The sequence below is a fragment of the Flavobacterium sp. TR2 genome (genome assembly GCF_025252405.1).
Classification (GTDB): domain Bacteria; phylum Bacteroidota; class Bacteroidia; order Flavobacteriales; family Flavobacteriaceae; genus Flavobacterium.
On record NZ_CP104307.1, the window covers coordinates 395,863 to 410,879 of the forward strand.

Below are 15,017 nucleotides of genomic sequence, written 5' to 3' on the forward strand. Positions count from 1 at the left end.
AAAATTAGATCATGAAAAAAATATTTATACAACTAATGGTAGTCCTAACTTCAGGATTATTATTTACTGCTTGTGATGGTGATTCAACTGCGAATGTTTCGAAAGTTACCTACTATCCAAACTTAACTATGCATGGAGATGCACTTGTTGTACTAACACAGGGAGATACTTATACTGAAAAAGGTGTTGATGCAGAAGCAAACGGAAAGCCTTTAGAAGTAAAAACTAGCGGTTCTGTAGACACAAGTAAACCAACTGTATACAAAATTAACTATTCAGCTTTAAACAGTGATGGATTTCCTGCTACTGTAACACGTACAGTTGTTGTATTAAGCAATAAGCCTAGTACAATCAACCTAGAAGGTGCATTTACTAGAGGCGCGAATGTTAATAACGTTAAAAGATTAGCTGACAGAAAGTACATTTGTGATAATGCTACAGGTTACAACGTTGCTAATGACTTTATTACATTGGAATTCTACAACATAGATGACAAACAGATTTACGCACCGTATGCTGAAAATACTTCTAAATCAGGAATTTCTGCGGAAAGTAATATTGGAACCATAACAGACAAAAACAACTGGAAATGGGTTATTTATGCTTCAGCAGTATTTGGTACAGCTGAAAGAGTATTTACACGATAATTTAAAAATATTAAAATGAAAAAATTAAAACTAAATATAACACGTGTACTTGTAGCGATCCTTGTACTTACGTCATTCGTAGCTTGTGACGAAGTGGGAGACACAAATCCAGGAGGAACATCAGCAGAATTTCTTGCAGGTGACTGGTATGTTTCAACTACTAATCCAGCTGGAGCAGTAATTATTGATCACGCTTTGTTTTCTACTTACAACACTGCTGCCAATGATAACACTTTATGGTTAGATGATCATAATACTGCTGGTCTTAAGAGATTCAAAGTTAAAGTTACTTTTAATAGTGATAATACTTTTTCTGCAACTGCTGCAGCTAACTCATACAATGCTAAAACTGTAACTATTACAGCTGGTAAAGTAGAAAAAAATGCTGCTACATCTCTTGGTGGACATACAGTTGACAAAATCTCTTTTAAAGCTGAGTTTAGCACTGAGCCAGGAGTTATCTATACTTACGAAGGTCATAGAAGAACTGGTTTCTTAGAAGACGAATACTAAGATTTTTTAATCTAGGTACTTTAATATTAAACCATCCCATTCATTTGGGGTGGTTTTTTTTTATATAACATTATACCTATATTTGTCCAATGGAAAAAGAACATCAAATATTTGGCATTAGAGCCATAATAGAAGCAATTCAGGCAGGAAAAGAAGTAGATAAAGTTTTCATACAGAAAGAGATTTCTGGTGAACTTATGAAAGATTTAATGAAGGTAATGAAACGTGCAAACGTTAACTTTTCTTATGTACCTGTAGAAAAACTAAATCGCTTAACTCCAAACAATCATCAAGGTGCTGTAGCAACCATCTCTCCTATTGGCTTTATCGATTTAGAACATCTAGTTGAATCTACAATCGAGTCTGGCGCAAAACCTCTTTTTCTTATCTTAGATCAGATATCAGATGCTAGAAATTTTGGCGCGATTATTAGAACAGCAGAATGTACTGGCGTAAACGGAATCATTGTACAAAAAGCAGGTTCTGCCCCAGTTAATGGAGACACCGTTAAAACATCTGCAGGTGCGGTATTTAATGTGCCAATTTGTAAAGTCGAACACATAAAAGACGCTATTTTTTACCTGCAAGGCTCTGGAATCAAAACAGTGGCCGCAACTGAAAAAACAGATCAAAACATATATGATATATCATTGGCAGAACCATTAGCAATCATTATGGGATCTGAAGACCGAGGCATAAACCCTTCAGTTTTAAAAATAGTGGATGAAAAAGCAAAACTGCCAATGTTTGGATCAATAGGATCTTTAAACGTATCTGTTGCGTGTGGTGCTTTCTTATATGAAGCTGTTCGACAAAGAACTTAAAATACATTGAAAGATTGAGATGCGAATGAAATAATTAAATACCTTTAATTAATGCTTTCAAAATCTAATTCAAAACCAAAAATTATACTATTCCGATGCCTGTTTGTAATTTTATTGATTACAAACAGCTACGGACAAAATACTACATACAATCAGTTTTGGAATGAAATTCAGTTCAACCAAACTTTAAGCAAAAAATGGGCTACTGAAATAGATTATGCTGCAGCATATAGTAGCACAGCGTCATCGCCAAACTTATTCGAAAACACTATCCAAAGATCTATTAGAGGTTGGGGGCATTATTACTTCTCTCCAAGATGGAAATTTTCAGCTTTTATCGCTTATTTCAACAATAGAGATGTCCCAGAAATTGGCCAGTTCGAATCTCCCGAATGGCGCTTTGCGCTTCAAGGCATATATTATTTTCATAAAACAGGCTACACTTTAAGCACAAGGGTGCGTACTGAATTTCGCCATATGCAGAATGAAGACGATGATTATGAAAATGTTTTTAGGTATCGCCAACAAATTAAATACATACAACCTATTAACAGTAAATTCTTAAGAAGCAGTGTTGTCTACGCAATTGCATCAGATGAAATTTATTTGAAATCTGGCGCAAAAATTACAGGCGAAAGTTTTTTTGATCGGAATCGGCTAAATATTGGCGCGGGTTATCTGTTTTCAGATGATATTCAGGTCGAACTAACTTATTGCAATGAATACCTACCGCGAAACAAAGGAAATCAAACCACCAATGCAGCTTCACTTACCATAACTTTCAATAATCTTATTCGAAATCTCAAAAAGAAAATCGAAGCGAAAAATCATCCCGAAATAAAAGACGAAGAATAAACTACTTTTCGTCTTTCTTTAAAAAGCACTTCAGCTGATCTACAATAGCACTTTTATGAAGCTTAAAATTATAGCTTCGCACAAACTCAGTTCCCTTCATATTGATTTCTGCACTAACAGCTTCATAAGCAGAAAAAGCTTCGATGTCTTTATTGTCAATCAGATAAAGAACCTGCATTATAGAATCGTTACGTCGATATTGCGTATCGTAATGCACTAGTTTATATGTTTTATTGTCAGCTAGATGAATTATTAAGTCGTCTTTAATTTTTTTTCCTACTTTTTTTTCGGGAAATGGCGTGGGTTGCAGTGCGACATAGTAATTTTCTTTATCAGTAACAATATTAATTTTCAGCGATTTTGATTTTGTAGTATAAAACACGGCAGGCTCAAAATAGTAAATCATGCTTCCATCGGCCTGTACCCTATTTTTTATATCACATTGAGCAATTCCTTTTGCATTAAAAACAAAACACAGGAACAAAACTAAAAACTTCATTTTCTTCATAATGCCCAATAGTTAAATCGTTATCTAACAAATTTAGTCTTTTTATTTCAAAGAAAATCAATGATCAGCTTTCTTCTTGCTCATCTTCTTCCAATACAGCTTTTTGGGTTATAATATAATTTACTGGATGGCTAGAAAAAAAATATTCGATTTGCTCTTCTTCCTCTTCATGGGAAAGCGGAACAAAATTTCCGTTTTCATCAAAATGTTTCATGAAAGGATCATTGCTCGGATCAAAGTCTGGACGCTGCCAATCATATACAATCGGTTTTGCGTATTCGGGCGCTTTATAAAACAAAGTCAGGACAAAACCGGTAATGAGTCCCGCCAAATGCCCTTCCCAAGAAATCGACTGATCTACATCTGGAAAAACATACCATATCATTCCGCCATACAGCAAAATTACGGTTAGTGACAATGCTACCAATCTGTAATATTTGATCTGAATGCCCTTAAAAAAAATAAAACTTACGAGAACATAAATTAATCCGCTGGCGCCAATGTGGAAATTTTCTCTCCCGACAACCCAAGTGATTAATCCAGAAAATACAATTCCGTAACCAACCACTCCTAAAGTTTGCTTTGGATAAAAAAACTGCATAGCCGCCAATAGTATCACAAGCGGAATGCTGTTATTATATAAATGATCTAAATTTTCATGAATAAAAGGACTAAACAAAACGCCACGCAAGCCAATTACATCTCTTGGGTAAATGCCATATCGATAAAAATCAAAATCAAAGCGAATTTGAAGCCAATATATAATCCATAAAAAAAGGACAAACAACAATGGAAGCCCAATAACCGAATTTGAAAACTTAAAATTAGTGTCGCTCATATTTTTACAAAATAACATTTAAAAGAACTCAAAAAACTATCCAAAAATATTTTACTGATATTTTGTCATACGAGAACACCAAATTGTCTCAAATCGGAACAATCCTTCTTTCTGCAAACTGTTTTAACTTTTGAATGAATGAAATTTAAATCTTAAAATAGTAATTTTGTGATATGGAAGCACCTTTAGCAGAGCGTATTCGTCCGCAGAAATTAGAAGATTATATCAGCCAGCAGCATTTGGTTGGCCCAACTGGTTCTTTAACACAGCAGATTTCAAAAGGAATAATTCCTTCATTGATTTTCTGGGGTCCTCCTGGCACAGGAAAAACGACATTGGCGCAAATCATTGCTCAAGAATCCAAAAGGCCTTTTTATATTCTAAGTGCCATAAACTCTGGTGTAAAAGACATTCGCGATGTTATTGATAAAGCAAAACAAAGCGGCGGACTTTTTACTGCTAAAAACCCCATTCTGTTTATTGATGAGATTCATCGATTTAGCAAATCACAGCAAGACTCGCTTTTAGCTGCAGTCGAAAAAGGCTGGATAACATTGGTCGGCGCTACAACCGAAAACCCGAGTTTTGAAGTGATTCCTGCATTATTGTCACGTTGCCAGGTTTATATATTAAATGCCTTTACAAAAGCCGATTTAGAAGCTCTTTTAAAGCGCGCAATGAAAACTGACGCTTATTTATTGACCAAAAAAATAGATTTAAAAGAAACAGAAGCCCTTTTACGAATCTCTGGAGGAGATGGAAGAAAGCTTTTAAATGTATTTGAGCTTGTGATTAATGCTTCAGCAGGTGACGAAATTACGATCACGAACGATCGCGTTTTAGAACTTGTACAGCAAAATACGGTGCTTTATGACAAAACTGGCGAACAGCATTACGATATCATTTCTGCTTTTATTAAATCAATTCGCGGCAGTGATCCTAATGGAGCTGTTTACTGGCTGGCCAGAATGATAGAAGGCGGTGAAGATGTAAAATTTATTGCCAGAAGAATGCTAATTCTTGCAAGTGAAGATATTGGCAATGCTAATCCGACGGCACTTATTATGGCCAACAATACTTTTCAGGCTGTTACCACCATCGGATACCCAGAAAGCCGAATCATATTAAGCCAATGCGCTATTTATTTAGCAACTTCTCCAAAAAGCAATGCATCGTATATGGCAATCGGAAACGCACAGCAATTGGTTAAACAGACTGGTGACCTGCCTGTTCCTCTTCATTTGCGAAATGCGCCTACCAAATTAATGAAAGAGCTAGGTTATGGAGATGAATATAAATACTCGCATGATTATGCTAATAATTTTGCAGAACAAGAATTTCTTCCAGATGCAATAACAAAAACGGTTCTTTACAATCCTGGAAACAATTCTAGAGAGAACAGTACCCGCGAATTTTTAAAGAACCGTTGGAAAGATAAATACGGTTATTAAACCGTATTTTGTATATTAGAATTTAACTACAATTTTTTCTGAAACTAATTTATCATTCTGATAAGATTCAAAATACCATTGCCCGTCTTGTTTTAAAATCAAAGAACCTTGAACATTATCTTTGGTTGCGATGTAAACATTTGGCTCAGAAGTTTTAAAAAGCTTCATCACCACCTTTGGCGTTTTATCGATTAATTGGTAGCCAGATTCTGTTGGCTGAGCATATAATAAATTTGGATCTTTTAAGTCTGGAGTAGATGCTGCAACAATTTGAGTTGCTGCAACAGTAGTAGCTGCAGTTGTTGCCACAGCAGCTTTTGCAGGAGCTGGTGTTTTTGAAGTCGCAACTGGTGTACCGCTATATTTATAATGCAAAGCATAAATAGACTTAAAAGCATTCTCTAATGCTTCTTTATAAGCTAACTCATAGTCTTTCTCTCTACTTTTTCCAACTTCTGAAGTGTAAACGACTTGACCGAAACAATCTTTCAATTCTACAATAAGTTTAGTTACCAAGAAAGCATTATCTCTTACCACATTCATATATAAAACTTGGCATCGGTCTGTATATCCATCAGGAAGCTGTTCGTTTGTGTAAAAAGCTTCAAAACCGGCTTTTACTAAATTTGATTTACTTAATGTAGCCAAACGATATTGATTATCTGTTTTTATAAAATCATACTTTAAAGGTACAATTACAGCTTTGTAATCATTAATAGACTGCGCAAATCCAACAACTGAACATAAAATTGCAGCAAGTAAAAATTTAATTCTCATCATTATAAATATTTTTTTAGTTCTAATAAATGGTTAATTTGTTTATAGTTTTCTGAAACGTCCATTTTTTTCTCATTAAAGAAGATAGCATCTAGACCCGCATTTAAAGCTCCATTTACATCAGCCTCAAAATCGTCTCCGATCATAATACTGCTTTCTTTTGAAGTGTTGGCCAATTTTAACGCATAATCAAATATAATACTATTTGGCTTTTTAACCCCAGCCAACTCAGAATTTGTAATCGTGCTGAAATATCCTCCAAGCGATGCATTATTAATTTTCTTTTCCTGCACGTGTGCAAATCCGTTGGTAATAATGTGAAGTTTATATTTTGGTTTTAAATATTCCAAAACTTCGATTGCTCCATCAAAAAGATAATTGTTATCGGTAAGAAACTCGATATAATCATTAGCGATTTCCAAAATATTCTCCTCTGAAATCACATAATTTAAAGCATCAAAAGAGAACTTCAAACGGTTGTAGCGCAGTTCCTGATGTGTAATTTTATCATTCTGATACAATCTCCAGCATTCCTGATTGATCGGAATATATTCTTTAATAAAATCTTGAGTAACGATTTCTTGATACTTAGTTTTGAAAATGCGATCAAAAGCCATTTCTGAATTTTTATCAAAATCCCAAAGCGTATGATCTAAGTCAAAAAAGATGTCGGTAATATTGGTGTTCATGCATTAAAAAATTCCTTCATCTACAAAACTATAATATTTTGATTCAGTAATAATAATATGATCTAAAACTTTAACATCTAACTTATTTCCTGCCTCCCGAATCTTTCTCGTAATTTGCCTATCGGCATCACTAGGTTTCAAATTTCCGGAGGGATGGTTATGACACAAAATCAAGGCTGTAGCAGATTTTTCGAAAGCTAATTTAAAAATCAATCTAACATCAACAGTTGTACCTGCAATTCCTCCTTTGCTCAATTGGGATTTAGAAATAACCTTATTTGAATTATTAAGAAAAAGCACCCAAAATTCTTCATGAGGCAAATCTCCTATTATTGGATGCATCAGTTCAAAAGCCTTTTTACTAGACGTTATTTTAGTCATTTCCACCGCTTTTTCCGATCTCCGTCTTGCGCACAATTCTAAAGCAGCGACAATTGTAACAGCCTTTGCCTCTCCTATTCCTTTAAACTTCATTAATTGTGCAATAGATAATTTTGCTAAAGAATTTAATCCTCCTACACTAGCTAGTATGCGCTGGCTCAATGCAACAGCAGATTCATTACGGCTTCCCGAACCAATTAAGATAGCCAACAATTCGGCATCACTCAAAGCCTCTTTTCCTTTAAGCATTAATTTTTCGCGAGGTTTGTCATCATCAGACCAATTTTTTATAGCGAAATGCCCTCCTTCCATAGTAAAATTTTTAAGAAGCGAAGATATTTAAAAAAGAAGAAAAATCTTTCAAAAATTTAAGTCGATTTTTCTAAACAACAAAAAAAAGCCGATTGAATAAACAATCGGCTAATTATCTAATTGACTATTTTTTTTAATTAATCAGACTTTTTACTTCATCAAAATTTAGTCCTCCATAATTTCCTGAACTCATTAATAAAAGAGCCGAATTATCTAAATTTAAGTTGAATAAATATTCTTTAAATTCTGCTGGATTGGTATAAATGATTAAATCTTTTCTGTTGAACGCTGTAGCAATCTGTTCGTAAGTCACTTCTTCAAGCTGCTTAATTTTTACAGCATCTGGCGAGTAAAAAACAACAGCAACATCAGCATATTCTAAAGCGCCTTCATATTCTTTCAAAAATTCAGCATTTAAGCTGCTATAAGTATGCAATTCTAAACAAGCTACCAAAGTTCTGTTAGGATACTGCTCTTTAACCGCTTTTGTCGTCGCAGCCACTTTACTTGGCGAATGCGCAAAATCTTTATAAGCGACTTTTCCTTTTCCTTCTGCGATTTTCTCTAAACGTTTAGAAGCTCCTTTAAAGCTCGCAATTGCTTCGTAGAAATCGGCTTCGTCTACACCCATATTCTGGCAGATCCATTTTGCTCCAGCAAGATTATTTAAGTTATGCGCTCCAAAAACTTCAATTGGCATATCGCCTTCCGGAGTTTTCAATAAAGTTACGCCGTCGCTTACAGTATATTCAGGAGTCGAATAGGCAATTTTTCTAATCGGATTGGTTGCTGCTTCAGAAACACGTTTTACTTCTGGATCATTTTCATTGTAAACCAAAATTCCTCCATTAGTAATTTTTTCAATGAAAATTTCAAACTGCTCCACATAGTTTTCGTACGTTGGAAAAACATTAATATGATCCCAAGCAATTCCAGAAATCAAAGCAATATTGGGCTGATACAAATGAAACTTCGGACGTCTGTCAATTGGCGAAGACAAATACTCATCGCCTTCCAAAACCATAAAATCGTTTTCTTCTGTAAGATGCACCATTGTATCAAATCCTTCCAACTGAGCCCCTACCATATAATCTACTGCAATATTATGATAATGCATTACATGAAGTATCATTGAGGTAATGGTGGTTTTTCCATGCGAACCGCCGATTACAACACGCGTCTTATTTTTTGACTGCTCATATAAAAATTCTGGATAAGAATAGATTTTCAGGCCTAATTCCTGCGCTTTCAGCAATTCAGGGTTATCTGCTTTGGCGTGCATTCCTAAAATAATAGCATCAATATCAGAAGTTATTTTTTCTGGAAACCAACCCAATTCTGCCGGAAGAATTCCTTTTTTTTCTAATCTTGATTTTGAAGGTTCAAAAATAGCATCATCACTTCCTGTAACTTGATATCCTTTGTTATGTAATGCTAATGCTAGGTTGTGCATTGCACTTCCGCCAATGGCGATGAAATGTGTTTTCATTTAAAATGTTTAATCGTTAAACTGTTTAATCGGTTAATCGAAATGGCAAATAACTTATAAACTCCATAATTATTCTTCAAAAATAAGGAAATATAATATGTCACATTTGGTTTTAAAGATAAATAATTGCATCCAACAAAAAACCCGACAAGTTTTAGAAACCTGTCGGGTTTGATATTTATAATCAGACAAAAGATTATTTTGCAATCGTCAATTCGTCGATGATATTTTTAGCTCCAGCGTATTTGTCAATAATCCAAAGCACATAACGAATATCAACGTTGATAGTTCTCTGCAATTTAGAATCGAAAATTACGTCACCAGCCATCGCTTCGATGTTTCCATCAAAAGCAATACCGATTAACTCACCTTTTCCGTTAAGAACTGGCGAACCAGAGTTTCCTCCTGTAATATCGTTATCTGTCAAGAAATTTACTGGCATATATCCTGCTTTATCAGCATATTGTCCGTAATCTTTTTTCTTGTTCAATTCTAATAAACGAGCTGGCAAGTCAAATTCCTGATCTCCTGCTTTGTATTTTTTAACCATACTTTCCATTGTAGTATAGTTGTTGATTTTAGCATCGTTGCGAGGATCTGCAGGTAAAGCGCGAACTTTTCCGTAAGTTAACCTCAACGTAGAATTTGCATCAGGGTATTTAATTGCATTCAATTTAGACTCTCTCAAACCTTCTACCAATTTACGGTAAGCGGCTGCAAAACCATCATCTGCTTTTGCCTGATCGTCAGTTTTAGAACGGTATTTAGTCAATAAATCATTAGAAATAATGTACAACGGATCGTGTACAATTGCCAATGGTTTTGGATCTGCTAAAAATGCCAATACTTTTTCTTTAGTTGTAAAATAACTAATTTCAGTTGCTTTTGCTACATCTGCAGTAAAATCGCCGTTGTTAGCCGTTTTCATTTTTGCAATTTCTGGCGCAAGTCCGTACTCAGCAGCTTTAGAAGCGTATAAATTCAATTGAGCAGTTAAAACATCTTTTTCTAATGGCGCATAAAAATCTCCATAAATACTTTCTACCAACGCATTGATTTTAGGAAGCATTTCAGCTTTTTTAGCATCATTTTCTTTATAGTAAGCAATTAATGCATTTCCTAAATTAGCTGGTCCAGTTGCATACGCAGAAGTACGTAAAAGCTGTGTCAAATAATTATCATGACGTGCTTTTAAGTTTGTTTCTCTGTAATAATCGTTGATTGTCGGAATTACATTTTCATATTTCTCTTTGTTTGCAGGTTTAGTTGCCCACTCGTAGAATTTATCTTCTTGTTCAGTTTTAGCATCAACCGTTCCAGCTTTTGTTAAAGCATCGATCATACCTTGACGGTTTTTCCAGTAGTTTGCAGTCGAAGCATATTTAGAGGCGTACTGTAAACGAACAGTTGCATCTTTATCCATATACTTTTTCATAACATCCATTCCTGTTTTTGCACCTTCAACCCAAGCAGGATAAGCATATTTAATGTTTTGCTCAATTCCTCCAGCTGGCATCCAACGGTTTGTTCTACCTGGATAACCTAAGATCATTGCAAAATCATTTTCTTTTACTCCTTTTAAACTTACAGGCAAATAGTGCTTTGGCTGTAATGGCACATTGTCTTTAGAATATGCAGCTGGATTTCCGTCTTTGTCAGCATACACTCTAAACATAGAGAAATCTCCAGTTTGACGCGGCCACTCCCAGTTATCTGTATCCCCACCAAATTTACCAACGCTTTCAGGAGGAGTTCCTACTAAACGAACGTCTGTGTAATCTTGGTAAACAAAATAGTAATATTCATTTCCTTGAAAGAAAGGACGAACAGAAACTGTATACTTTCCGTTTTCGCTGTTTTCTTTTTCGATCAAAGCGATTTCTTGCTGAATAACTTTGTTTCTTTCCGTTTCTGTCATAGTATCATTTACTTTTGACAAGATTCTTTTTGAAACATCATCCATACGAACGAAGAAACGAACAAACAAAGATTTAGGTTTTAGTTCTTCTGAACGGCTTTTTGCCCAAAAACCATTTTTCAAATGATTTTGTTCTGCAGTTGAAAGTTCTGCAATCGCACTATATCCGCAGTGATGATTCGTAAGTACCAAACCGCTATTAGAAACGATTTCTGCAGTACAACCACCATTAAATTGCACAATTGCATCTTTTAAGCTATGGTGATTAATGCTGTAAATTTCCTCGGCTGTCAATTGCAAGCCCATTTTTTCCATATCTCTATGGTTCAATCTTTCGATAAACATCAAAAACCACATTCCTTCATCGGCTCTCATTGGGAAAGCCATAAGGCACATGGTCAAGAATAAAATTACTTTTTTCATGTTATTTTGTTTAAGTGATGCGAATATAAGCCATTTTAACAATTATCTCAACCAAAACAATCTTAAAATTAAAAATGATACTATATTTTTAGCGGTTTATTACGAATTTAACATCATTAAGCAAAAAAGGTGTCCTGAGAACAGAACACCTTTTAGATAATTAAGTAAGTTTCATTATTCGTTAAGCATTTTCCAAAGCCTGTCTTTCAAATCTGTCAAACCTTGCTGCGCAACAGATGAAATAAACATATAAGGAACATCTTTGAAAGAAACGTCTAATTCAGCTTTCAATTCAGCCTTCAATTCATCATCCAGCATATCGCATTTTGAGATTACAACAAGACGTTCTTTGTCTAACATTTCAGGATTGTATTTGGTCAATTCGTTAACCAAAATATCGTATTCTGCTTTAATATCTGCCGTGTCAACAGGAATTAAAAATAACAAAGTCGAATTACGCTCAATATGACGCAAGAAATAATGCCCTAAACCTTTTCCTTCTGCTGCCCCTTCAATAATACCAGGAATATCGGCAATTACAAAAGATTGAAAATCTCTGTAAGCCACAATTCCTAAATTTGGTTTTAAGGTCGTAAACGGATAATCTGCAATTTTTGGCTTTGCAGAAGTCAAAACAGACAATAAAGTAGATTTTCCTGCATTCGGGAAACCAACCAAACCAACATCTGCCAAAACTTTAAGTTCTAGGATCACGTCCATTTCCACACCAAGCAAACCTGGCTGCGCATAACGAGGCGTTTGATTTGTCGAACTTCTAAAATGCCAGTTTCCTAAACCTCCCTTTCCTCCTCTTGCCAGAATCTGTTTCTCTCCATGTTCTGTAATTTCAAAAAGTGTCTCTCCAGTTTCTTTGTCTTTTACAACAGTTCCTAGCGGCACTTCAATGATTTTATCTTCTCCGTCTGCACCTGTGCTTCTGTCAGAACCTCCATCTCCGCCGTGCCCCGCCTTAATATGACGCGCAAACTTTAGATGAAATAATGTCCAGAGTCCTTTATTCCCAACTAAATACACGTGCCCTCCACGACCACCGTCTCCTCCGTCTGGACCTCCTTTTTCAATAAATTTCTCTCTATGTAAATGCGTAGAGCCTTTTCCTCCTTTTCCGGAAGAAACATATATCTTAACGTAATCTACAAAATTTCCTTCTGTCATTTTCTTTGTTTATGTAAAGCCTCAAGTTTCAGGATTCCGGTTTCAGGTTATGCGCTGCCTAACTTGAAACGTAAAACGTGAAACATGAAACAAATTTTCCTCTACTCTTTTAGCGCTTTTACAAGCACTTTATCAATCTTAACGCCATCCATGTCGACCACTTCAAGGACGAACTTCTGCCAAACCAATTTTTCTCCTTCTTTTGGAATATGAGACAGCTCGGTCATAATCATTCCGCTTACGGTGTTTACTTCGTAATCGTTTGTTAATTCATCCAACTCAAAATAGGTCAAAAAGTCGTGTAACGAATAATGTCCGTCAACAAGCCACGAGCCGTCTTCTCTTTCGATAAGCTGGAATTCATCTTTATAAAATTCTGCGGCATCGCCCACTAAAGCTTCTAAGATGTCATTCAAAGTAATCATACCCTGAAAAACACCATATTCATCAGAAACTAAAGCGTAATGAACACCTGTTTTTTTGAAATTTTCTAAGGCTTTATAGGCCGTAGTCTGTTCCATTAAATAAGGCGCATCAGATAATATTGACCCTAGATCGAAATTATCTTTTTCGATATTGGCAAAGATATTTTTAAGTGTTACCACTCCCACAATATCGTCGTAATTATCATTATAAACAGGATAAACTGCATGAAGATCCTGAACTACAAGTTCTTTAATTTTTTCTTTATCGGCTTTTAATGGCAACATATCAACCGACTTGCGGTGTGTCATTAAAGAATTTACTTTTCGGTCTCCAATATGGAAAACGCGTTCCACAATATCCTGCTCAATTTCCTGAACTTCACCTACCTCTGTTCCTTCTTTAATGATAGCTTTAATTTCTTCTTCGGTAACTTTTCCGTCAGCAGTTGGTTTTATTTGAAGAACATTCAATAAAAAATCTGTCGACGAAGTAAGCAGCCAAATAAATGGGGCCGTAATAATCGAAATCACTTTCATTGGCATTGCCACCATTTTTGCAATTGCTTCCGGATAATTTAATCCAATTCGTTTTGGAAGCAATTCTCCTAAAACCAATGAGAAGAAAGTTAAAACTACAACCACAATTCCTACCGCGATCGAGTGCGCATAAGGTTTAAGAACTGCAAATCCTGCAACAAAAAGCTCAACATCTGCCGTTATTTTGTCGCCAGAATAAATACCCGTCAAAATTCCGATTAAGGTAATTCCGATTTGTACTGTAGATAAAAACTTATTTGGGGAATTGGCTAAGTCCAGTGCTGTTTTAGCACTTTTGTTGCCTTTTTTCGCTGCTGTTTCCAACCTGTTTTTACGGGCCGAAATCAAGGCGATTTCAGACATGGAGAAAACTCCGTTTAATAGAATTAGAAAAAATATAATTAGTATTTCCAATTGATAGTGGATTCGTTATAAAATAGTCTCGTTAAAATAATTTGCAATCGTAATCTAAATAGCTGTCTGTTAAAAAACTAATTTTTCTAACTCAAAAATCTTGATTTTCATATTCGAATGAAAAAATAATTCTAAAGTTAGAAAAATAGTTTTTTAGCGCCCCGACGCATATCGGGACTTCACGTGCAGCTGGGGAAAAAGCTTCTACAAATTATCTATAACTGACGTTAAGCGCTCTGTAATTTGTTCAATAGTTCCGATACCGTCTACAGCATGAAACTTATTTTGTTCTTTATAATATCCAATTAGAGGAGCTGTTTTCTCATTGTATTCCTGATATCTCACACGAATTTTTTCTTCGTCCTGATCGTCAGCTCTTCCGCTTGTTTTTCCTCTTTCTAATAGACGTTTCACCAAAATTTCATCATCAGCTTCTAAAGCGATTGTTGCTGTTACGCTAGATCCGATTGTTGGTAAAAATTTGTCTAAAGCTTCTGCCTGATCTAAAGTTCTTGGATATCCGTCGAACAAAAATCCTGCGCTTCCTGGGTGTTTTTTCACCTCATCAATTAACATTGCAGTTGTTACTTCGCAAGGAACCAATTCTCCATTGTCCATAAAAACTCTTGCTTGTTTTCCTAGTTCAGTATCATTTTTTAAATTGAAACGAAAAATATCGCCTGTCGAAAGGTGTGTTAAATTGTATTTCTCTTTTAAAAATTCTGCCTGAGTTCCTTTTCCTGCACCAGGCTTTCCAAATAAAACGATGTTAATCATAATTGAAATGAGTGTTGTTACTTCTGTCTTTCAGAAGTTTTTAAATGAATATTTAGTTGTGTT

At 35.2% G+C, this 15,017-nt stretch carries 15 protein-coding genes; 5 read left to right on the plus strand and 10 right to left on the minus strand.

The genetic code is table 11. From position 1 onward, the window contains the following. Positions 1-11 precede the first annotated feature (11 nt). The 4 genes from N4T20_RS01920 to N4T20_RS01935 all read left to right on the plus strand — a co-directional run bounded on the left by N4T20_RS01920 (position 12) and on the right by N4T20_RS01935 (position 2,839). On the plus strand, positions 12-647 hold the full coding sequence (locus tag N4T20_RS01920) for a DUF5011 domain-containing protein (RefSeq protein ID WP_260671447.1): 636 nt from the start codon (positions 12-14) through the stop codon (positions 645-647). Between the two features lie 93 nt (positions 648-740). Beyond that, positions 741-1,160: a lipid-binding protein gene (locus tag N4T20_RS01925; protein WP_260671448.1), complete on the plus strand. Its 420-nt coding sequence runs from the start codon at positions 741-743 to the stop codon at positions 1,158-1,160. Between the two features lie 89 nt (positions 1,161-1,249). Beyond that, on the plus strand, positions 1,250-1,984 hold the full coding sequence (gene rlmB, locus N4T20_RS01930) for a 23S rRNA (guanosine(2251)-2'-O)-methyltransferase RlmB (protein ID WP_260671449.1): 735 nt from the start codon (positions 1,250-1,252) through the stop codon (positions 1,982-1,984). Between the two features lie 51 nt (positions 1,985-2,035). Then, a complete protein-coding gene (locus N4T20_RS01935; protein ID WP_260671450.1) occupies positions 2,036-2,839 on the plus strand; it encodes a DUF2490 domain-containing protein in 804 nt (267 codons plus the stop codon). Position 2,840: 1 nt separating this feature from the next. Here N4T20_RS01935 and N4T20_RS01940 read toward each other — a convergent pair whose 3' ends face one another. Continuing rightward, a complete protein-coding gene (locus N4T20_RS01940) occupies positions 2,841-3,347 on the minus strand; it encodes a hypothetical protein (RefSeq protein WP_260671451.1) in 507 nt (168 codons plus the stop codon). Positions 3,348-3,411: 64 nt separating this feature from the next. Then, positions 3,412-4,185, minus strand: coding sequence for a rhomboid family intramembrane serine protease (locus tag N4T20_RS01945; protein ID WP_260671452.1), 774 nt, complete (start codon positions 4,183-4,185; stop codon positions 3,412-3,414). Positions 4,186-4,358: 173 nt separating this feature from the next. On the opposite strand from N4T20_RS01945, the gene N4T20_RS01950 reads away from it, so the two are divergent. Continuing rightward, the gene (locus N4T20_RS01950; protein ID WP_260671453.1) at positions 4,359-5,636 is read left to right on the plus strand and encodes a replication-associated recombination protein A; all 1,278 of its coding nucleotides are present in this window, start codon (positions 4,359-4,361) and stop codon (positions 5,634-5,636) included. A gap of 15 nt (positions 5,637-5,651) precedes the next feature. Here N4T20_RS01950 and N4T20_RS01955 read toward each other — a convergent pair whose 3' ends face one another. The 8 genes from N4T20_RS01955 to N4T20_RS01990 form a co-directional block, all read right to left on the minus strand. Then, positions 5,652-6,413 (minus strand): hypothetical protein, encoded by a 762-nt coding sequence (locus tag N4T20_RS01955; RefSeq protein WP_409559632.1) that lies wholly within the window; start codon positions 6,411-6,413, stop codon positions 5,652-5,654. Between the two features lie 2 nt (positions 6,414-6,415). Then, positions 6,416-7,102, minus strand: a complete 687-nt coding sequence (locus N4T20_RS01960) for a YjjG family noncanonical pyrimidine nucleotidase (RefSeq protein ID WP_260671455.1) — start codon at positions 7,100-7,102, stop codon at positions 6,416-6,418. A 3-nt stretch (positions 7,103-7,105) separates the two neighbouring features. Beyond that, on the minus strand, positions 7,106-7,795 hold the full coding sequence (radC, locus tag N4T20_RS01965; protein ID WP_260671456.1) for a RadC family protein: 690 nt from the start codon (positions 7,793-7,795) through the stop codon (positions 7,106-7,108). 133 nt (positions 7,796-7,928) lie between these two features. Next, complete coding sequence (gene murC / locus N4T20_RS01970; RefSeq protein ID WP_260671457.1) at positions 7,929-9,284, minus strand: UDP-N-acetylmuramate--L-alanine ligase; 1,356 nt, start codon at positions 9,282-9,284, stop codon at positions 7,929-7,931. Positions 9,285-9,480: 196 nt separating this feature from the next. Beyond that, positions 9,481-11,625 carry a S46 family peptidase gene (locus N4T20_RS01975; RefSeq protein ID WP_260671458.1) on the minus strand — a complete coding sequence of 715 codons (2,145 nt, stop codon included), beginning with the start codon at positions 11,623-11,625 and terminating at the stop codon, positions 9,481-9,483. A 174-nt stretch (positions 11,626-11,799) separates the two neighbouring features. Then, positions 11,800-12,801, minus strand: a complete 1,002-nt coding sequence (gene obgE / locus N4T20_RS01980; RefSeq protein WP_008464249.1) for a GTPase ObgE — start codon at positions 12,799-12,801, stop codon at positions 11,800-11,802. 101 nt (positions 12,802-12,902) lie between these two features. Next, positions 12,903-14,177, minus strand: a complete 1,275-nt coding sequence (locus N4T20_RS01985) for a hemolysin family protein (RefSeq protein WP_260671459.1) — start codon at positions 14,175-14,177, stop codon at positions 12,903-12,905. Between the two features lie 204 nt (positions 14,178-14,381). Continuing rightward, positions 14,382-14,954: an adenylate kinase gene (locus tag N4T20_RS01990; RefSeq protein ID WP_260671460.1), complete on the minus strand. Its 573-nt coding sequence runs from the start codon at positions 14,952-14,954 to the stop codon at positions 14,382-14,384. Between the last annotated feature and the right edge of the window lie 63 nt (positions 14,955-15,017).

Bases quoted from the DNA above. Each gene is read 5' to 3' on its own strand.
- N4T20_RS01990 (WP_260671460.1), bottom strand. From the start codon at position 14,954: ATGATTAACATCGTTTTATTTGGAAAGCCTGGTGCAGGAAAAGGAACT.
- N4T20_RS01960 (WP_260671455.1), bottom strand. From the start codon at position 7,102: ATGAACACCAATATTACCGACATCTTTTTTGACTTAGATCATACGCTT.
- N4T20_RS01935 (WP_260671450.1), top strand. From the start codon at position 2,036: ATGCTTTCAAAATCTAATTCAAAACCAAAAATTATACTATTCCGATGC.
- rlmB (WP_260671449.1), top strand. From the start codon at position 1,250: ATGGAAAAAGAACATCAAATATTTGGCATTAGAGCCATAATAGAAGCA.
- murC (WP_260671457.1), bottom strand. From the start codon at position 9,284: ATGAAAACACATTTCATCGCCATTGGCGGAAGTGCAATGCACAACCTA.
- N4T20_RS01920 (WP_260671447.1), top strand. From the start codon at position 12: ATGAAAAAAATATTTATACAACTAATGGTAGTCCTAACTTCAGGATTA.
- N4T20_RS01950 (WP_260671453.1), top strand. From the start codon at position 4,359: ATGGAAGCACCTTTAGCAGAGCGTATTCGTCCGCAGAAATTAGAAGAT.
- N4T20_RS01945 (WP_260671452.1), bottom strand. From the start codon at position 4,185: ATGAGCGACACTAATTTTAAGTTTTCAAATTCGGTTATTGGGCTTCCA.
- N4T20_RS01940 (WP_260671451.1), bottom strand. From the start codon at position 3,347: ATGAAGAAAATGAAGTTTTTAGTTTTGTTCCTGTGTTTTGTTTTTAAT.
- radC (WP_260671456.1), bottom strand. From the start codon at position 7,795: ATGGAAGGAGGGCATTTCGCTATAAAAAATTGGTCTGATGATGACAAA.
- N4T20_RS01955 (WP_409559632.1), bottom strand. From the start codon at position 6,413: ATGAGAATTAAATTTTTACTTGCTGCAATTTTATGTTCAGTTGTTGGA.
- obgE (WP_008464249.1), bottom strand. From the start codon at position 12,801: ATGACAGAAGGAAATTTTGTAGATTACGTTAAGATATATGTTTCTTCC.
- N4T20_RS01975 (WP_260671458.1), bottom strand. From the start codon at position 11,625: ATGAAAAAAGTAATTTTATTCTTGACCATGTGCCTTATGGCTTTCCCA.